General features: G+C 69.2%; 1 pseudogene. It reads right to left on the bottom strand.

Annotation, left to right across the window (positions count from 1 at the left end):
• Nucleotides 1-260, bottom strand: a pseudogene (locus tag OO54_RS41140) (carbohydrate ABC transporter permease); the annotation flags it as partial.

The raw sequence follows: 260 nt of genomic DNA, 5'->3' as shown, positions 1-260 counted from the left end.
CTTCGAGGAGTTCGGTGGGGACGGCTTCGGCGGCGAAGACCCACATCAGGTAGAGGCCGAAGGGTGAGATGAGGGAGGGGATGATCACGGCCCAGGGGGGGTTGGTCAGGCCCATGTTGCTGAACATCAGGAAGGTGGGGACCGCGAGCGCGGTGCCGGGGACGGCGACGGCGCCGATGACGACGGCGAAGACGGCCTTGCGGCCGGGGAAGTCGTACTTCGCCAGGGCGTAGCCGCCCAGGACGGCCAGGACCGTGGCG

Origin of the sequence: Streptomyces wedmorensis (assembly GCF_000716445.1) — a bacterium.
GTDB classification, from domain to species: Bacteria; Actinomycetota; Actinomycetes; order Streptomycetales; family Streptomycetaceae; genus Streptomyces; species Streptomyces wedmorensis.
This window is presented reverse-complemented; position numbering and strand designations above follow the sequence as displayed.